At 69.7% G+C, this 4,955-nt stretch carries 6 protein-coding genes and 1 pseudogene; 4 read left to right on the forward strand and 3 right to left on the reverse strand.

Annotation, left to right across the window (positions count from 1 at the left end):
• A pseudogene (locus G6021_RS10290) lies at window positions 1–372 on the reverse strand (hypothetical protein); the annotation flags it as partial.
• A 204-nt stretch (window positions 373–576) separates the two neighbouring features.
• Here G6021_RS10290 and G6021_RS10295 point away from each other — a divergent pair.
• On the forward strand, window positions 577–780 hold the full coding sequence (locus G6021_RS10295; RefSeq protein WP_007629661.1) for a cold-shock protein: 204 nt from the start codon (window positions 577–579) through the stop codon (window positions 778–780).
• Between the two features lie 389 nt (window positions 781–1,169).
• On the opposite strand, the gene msrA is transcribed toward G6021_RS10295, so the two are convergent.
• Window positions 1,170–1,847, reverse strand: a complete 678-nt coding sequence (gene msrA, locus G6021_RS10300; RefSeq protein WP_182641230.1) for a peptide-methionine (S)-S-oxide reductase MsrA — start codon at window positions 1,845–1,847, stop codon at window positions 1,170–1,172.
• Window positions 1,848–1,951: 104 nt separating this feature from the next.
• Here msrA and G6021_RS10305 point away from each other — a divergent pair, with 104 nt between their 5' ends.
• Window positions 1,952–2,125 (forward strand): hypothetical protein, encoded by a 174-nt coding sequence (locus G6021_RS10305; protein WP_182611188.1) that lies wholly within the window; start codon window positions 1,952–1,954, stop codon window positions 2,123–2,125.
• A 15-nt stretch (window positions 2,126–2,140) separates the two neighbouring features.
• Here the strand turns inward: G6021_RS10305 and G6021_RS10310 are convergent, their stop codons facing one another.
• Window positions 2,141–2,581: an NUDIX domain-containing protein gene (locus tag G6021_RS10310; RefSeq protein WP_259848389.1), complete on the reverse strand. Its 441-nt coding sequence runs from the start codon at window positions 2,579–2,581 to the stop codon at window positions 2,141–2,143.
• Window positions 2,582–2,741: 160 nt separating this feature from the next.
• Between G6021_RS10310 and G6021_RS10315 the strand changes: the two genes are divergently transcribed.
• On the forward strand, window positions 2,742–3,344 hold the full coding sequence (locus tag G6021_RS10315; protein WP_031265000.1) for a superoxide dismutase: 603 nt from the start codon (window positions 2,742–2,744) through the stop codon (window positions 3,342–3,344).
• A 195-nt stretch (window positions 3,345–3,539) separates the two neighbouring features.
• A partial coding sequence (locus G6021_RS10320) for a neutral/alkaline non-lysosomal ceramidase N-terminal domain-containing protein (RefSeq protein ID WP_241736513.1) occupies window positions 3,540–4,955 on the forward strand: 1,416 nt, incomplete at its 3' end.

A 4,955-nucleotide genomic window follows, 5' to 3' on the forward strand; every position in this document is an offset into this window, starting at 1 on the left:
CGTGGTGTGACGGTCGGCGAAGCGCGTCGGGTCCTGCCCCCCGAGCGCGGCCAGAGCGGCACGGGCGGCCCGGAGTGCCGCCTCCACGTCGTCCTCGCAGCCGACGAGCGGGGACACGCCGGCGTCGAGCAGTCGGTCCTGCAGATCCCGGAGGTCGTGCCGGCGCAGGGTCGCGTAGTCGACGAGGTTCAGGGCGCCCCCACGGTGGGTCGGGTCCACCCGCTCCATGTCCCGTGCCCGTCCGGCACGGCCGGGGCCGAGGTCTCCCAGGAGGGAATCGAGTTCGCGGGTCAGGTCGGAGTACACCCGCCCAGTCTCGCCGTCGGAGGCCCGTCGGGACGCCCGGGAACCGAGGTGGAACGGCGAATTCACCTGCCGGACACCCCGTGGGGGTGACGGACCGGCTCTGAGACTGTAGGGTTCTGCTCAGTAGTTGAAAACGTACGTTGTATTTCTGTAGATCCACCGTTCTTGCGAGAGAACGATGCGGCACCGCAGGGAAACACACAGCACGCTCTCTGCTGCATCATCTGGTACTCCGACAAGCGGAGTGCCGACTCTCGAAAGGACGCCAATATGGCTACCGGCACCGTGAAGTGGTTCAACGCCGACAAGGGCTTCGGCTTCATCGCCCCCGACGACGGCTCCGCCGACGTCTTCGCGCACTTCTCCGCCATCCAGGGCTCGGGCTACCGCTCGCTCGAGGAGAACCAGCAGGTCTCCTTCGACGTCGCGCAGGGCGCCAAGGGCCTGCAGGCGGAGAACATCACCCCGATGTGATCTGACGTCAGAGCGATCTGACGCCGCATCGACGTGAAGGGCCCGGCCCGGGAGAGATCCCGGCCGGGCCCTTCCGCATGTCCCGAGCACACACCCGCTGACGGGACCGCCTCCCCACCACAGGGTGTGTCTGCCATCCGCCCCTGCTCCCCGTCATCCGCGCGCGCGGATGCCATCCGCCCGGCCTCGTCATGCGCGTGCGCAGATGCCATCCGCCCCTGGCCATGAACAGCGGCCCGCCCCACGGCTCACGCCGGAGTTCATGCCCGGGAGCGGATCGCGCCGAGGCGATCATCCGCGGGAGCGCCTGCCGCCGCCGAGGGGGCGAGCGGGGACGGCAGGGGCAGGTGCGGGGCGGAAAGGGCCGAGAAGGCCGGCTCCCCGGGACCTCAGATCGGGCAGGCCACGCCGCTACGGACGTGGCAGTCGTAACCGCCGGGGTTCTTGACCAGGTACTGCTGGTGATAGTCCTCGGCGTAGGCGAACTCACCGGACCGGACCTCTCCGAGCATCCCGAACTCGGTGGTCAGGGGCCCGCGGCCGGCCGCGTCCAGTTCCTTCTCATAGGCGGCCCCCAGTCGACGGGCCGTCTCCAGTTGCGCGGTCGTGGTGGCGAACACCGCGGACCTGTACTGCGTCCCCATGTCGTTGCCCTGCCTCATGCCCTGGGTCGGGTCGTGCCACTCGAAGAACGTGGCGAGCAGTCGCTCGACCGGCAACACCTCGGGGTCGAACACCACCAGGACGGCCTCGGTGTGGCCCGTCGCCCCCGTACAGGTCTCCTCGTAGGTGGGATTGGGTGTCCATCCGCCCGCGTAGCCGACGGCCGTGGTCCACACCCCCTCGAGCTGCCAGAGGATCTTCTCCGCACCCCAGAAGCAGCCCATCCCCAGCACCATGGTCTCGTACCCCTCGGGGAACGGCGGCACCATCGGGTTGCCGGTGACGATGTTGGTCGGCGCCACGGCGACCGGTTCGGATCTGCCCGGCAGAGCCGAGTCGGCGTCGATCACCTCGGTCGCCGTGCGCATCGTCGATTGTCTGATCACGTCCTGTAGCCAGCCCATGGAGCCAGGGTAACCCCGCGGCGGCCGCATGATCCGGACGTGATGTGACGAACACCATAGTTCGCGATAGGGTGGGCCGCAGATCGACCAGTGGGGAGCTCGACGTGACCGCTTCAAAGCCCGCCGCACAGCAGCTGCACGACATTCTCGACCGCGGCTCGTCCCAGCCCTTCGAGGGGTCGGGGTGCAGTGAGCACGTCAGTCACCGGAACCTCGCCGTCAGCGTCCTCACCGCCGCCCTGCTGCTCCTCGCACTCATCGCGATCCTCGCCGTCTGATCGGCGGCCACCCCGTCACGCCAAGCCCTCGCGAGCGACCCTGACCAGTAGCGGAGCCCATGGCGCGCAACGGTCTTCCGGGAGTTGCGCGACGCCCCGGACCTCGGCGGACGTCAGCCAGCGGGCCTCGGCGATCTCCGCCCGGGGCTCCATGTCCTGTTCCGTCTCCGCGGCGAACACCTCGGAGACCAGCCTGAACCCGGGCTCGTTCGCCGTCGCGGTGTCGAACCGCCCGAGCGGGGTCAGGAGTTCCGGGGCGATCGTCAACCCCAGTTCCTCCCCGAGCTCGCGGACCGCGCAGGCCAGCGGGGACTCCCCCGGCTCCCACTTGCCTCCGGGGAGCATGAAGCGGTCCGTGCCCGTCTTGCGCACGGTCACCACGGCCCCGTCCGGCCGGGTCAGGACCACCGCGGAGACGGAGATGACGCGGACAGGGGTCGAACCGGAATGATCCACGCCTCCGATCATGGCAGGTCGGGCGGGTACCCACGGAGCCGCTGCGCCGGTGGCCGACACCGCCGGTGTGCGATCACTATGGTGGGAACCGGACGTCGTGACGGGCGCCATGGGCAGGTCCCACGCGCAGCCCGTCACCCAACTGAGAGGACTCACCACTATGGCCGAGTACGTTCTTCCCGACCTCGCCTACGACTACGGCGCGCTGGAGCCGCACATCTCCGCCGAGATCATGGAGCTCCACCACTCCAAGCACCACGCCACCTACGTCAAGGGCGCCAACGACGCGCTCGAGCAGCTCGCCGCCGCGCGCGAGGACGGCACCATCTCCACCAAGGCACCGCTGCTCAGCAAGAACCTGGCCTTCCACCTCGGTGGCCACACCAACCACTCGGTGTTCTGGCAGAACATGTCGCCCGACGGGGGCGACAAGCCCGAGGGCGAGCTGGCCTCCGCGATCGACGCCGAGTTCGGTTCGTTCGACAAGTTCCAGGCCCACTTCAACGCCGCCGCCACCACCCTGCAGGGGTCCGGCTGGGCGGTCCTGGGCTGGGACCACATCGGACAGCGCCTGATCATCCAGCAGCTGACCGACCAGCAGGGCAACATCTCGATCAACATGACCCCGCTGCTCATGCTGGACATGTGGGAGCACGCCTTCTACCTCCAGTACAAGAACGTCAAGCCGGACTACGTCAAGGCCTGGTGGAACGTCGTGAACTGGGCGGACGTCGCCGAGCGCTACGCCGCCGCCAAGAGCTGACCACCCCCAGCCGACGAACGGGCCCCCGTGCAGCCGCGCGGGGGCCCGTCCTCGTTCACAGGGGTACCCGTCCTCGTCGCCCGGGTACCCGTCCTCGTCCACCAGGGGCCCTCCCCGGTCAAGCGTCCAGTTGGGTACTCTGACGTCCCATGAGGTGACCAAGGTCACCAGCCGCCCGAGCACCCTGGGAGCCCGATGCCGATGTCTCACCACGTCACCGACCGCCACGGAGCCGGTCATCGCGGCATCCGGCGCCGCACCGTCCTCGGTGGGGCCGCCGCCCTCGGCAGTGTGGTCGCACTGCACTCCGTCCTGCCCGCGGTCGCGCCCGCGCAGGCCACCCGCATGTACGTGGGGCGGGGCATCGGCGACATGACCGGGGAATCCCTCGGGGCCGGGATGAACGGGTATGCCGACACCGAGCAGCACTCCGGGGGTCTGCATCTGCGGCAGCGGGCCCGGGCGTTCGTCTTCGCCGACTCGCCGTCGTCACCCAGGTTCGTCCACGTGACCGCCGAGATCGGGCTGATCTTCCAGTCCATCCAACAGGAGGTCCTGCGACGCCTGTCCGCGGAGTTCGGCGACACCTATCACGAGGGGAACGTGGTCATCACGGCCACGCACACCCACGCCGCACCCGGCGGGACGTCCGGTCACCCGATGGTCGACCTGTCGATGCTCGGGTTCCGGCCCGTCACCTTCGACGCCAACTGCGCCGGGATCGTCGACGCCGTCAGAATGGCGCACCACGACCTCGCCCCGTCGAGCGTCGGGGTCACCACGGGCCACCTGTACGACGCGGGGGTCAACCGCTCCCGCGGCTCGTTCGACCGGGACACCGCCGACGAACGCGCGCACTTCCCCACCGGCATCGACCCCCGGTCACAGTCCCTGCAGATCACCAGGGGTGAACGGCTCGTCGGGGTGATCAACTGGTTCGCCTCGCACGCCACCTCCATGACCGCCGCCAACGCACTCTCCTCCTCGGACAACAAGGGGTACGCCGCCTGGTACTGGGAGCGCGAGGCCGCGGGCCAGGACTACCTGGCCGGCGGCACCCCGGCACTGGTGACCGCCTTCGCTCAGACCAACCCCGGCGACGTCAGCCCCAACCTCGACCTCGAACCCGGTCGGGGGCCGACGCCGGACGAGTGGCTCAACACCCGTATCAACGGCGAGCGTCAGTTCGCCGCCGCGCGCGACCAGGTGGGCCGGAACGTCCGCCCGCTCGGTGGCGGGATCGACGTCCGCCACCGCTGGGTCGACATGTCGGCGGTCGACGTGCGGCCGGAGTTCACCGGCGACGGCCGCACACACCGGACCGCGGTGGCGGCCCTCGGTGCGGCGTTCGCCGCCGGCAGCCAGGAGGACGGCGGGGGCGCCGAGGAGCTGCCCTTCAACGAGGGTGACCGGGGCGGGAACCCGGAGGTCAGAGCCATCTCCGAGGTCGTGATCCCCGCCTGGCTACGAGAGGCGCACGGCGCCAAGGACGTGCTGCTTCCCGTCGGTCTTGTGCCGCACGCCATCCAACGTGTGTACCCGTTCCACCTCGTCCGGCTCGGCGGGCACTACCTGTTCAGCCTGGGTTTCGAGCCGACCGTCGTGGCGGGA

The organism is Dietzia sp. CW19, assembly GCF_014145265.1.
Lineage (GTDB): Bacteria > Actinomycetota > Actinomycetes > Mycobacteriales > Mycobacteriaceae > Dietzia > Dietzia natronolimnaea.

Excerpts from the sequence above, each read along its gene's own strand:
- G6021_RS10295 (WP_007629661.1), top strand. The coding sequence starts at position 577 with ATGGCTACCGGCACCGTGAAGTGGTTCAACGCCGACAAGGGCTTCGGC.
- msrA (WP_182641230.1), bottom strand. The coding sequence starts at position 1,847 with ATGGGCTGGCTACAGGACGTGATCAGACAATCGACGATGCGCACGGCG.
- G6021_RS10315 (WP_031265000.1), top strand. The coding sequence starts at position 2,742 with ATGGCCGAGTACGTTCTTCCCGACCTCGCCTACGACTACGGCGCGCTG.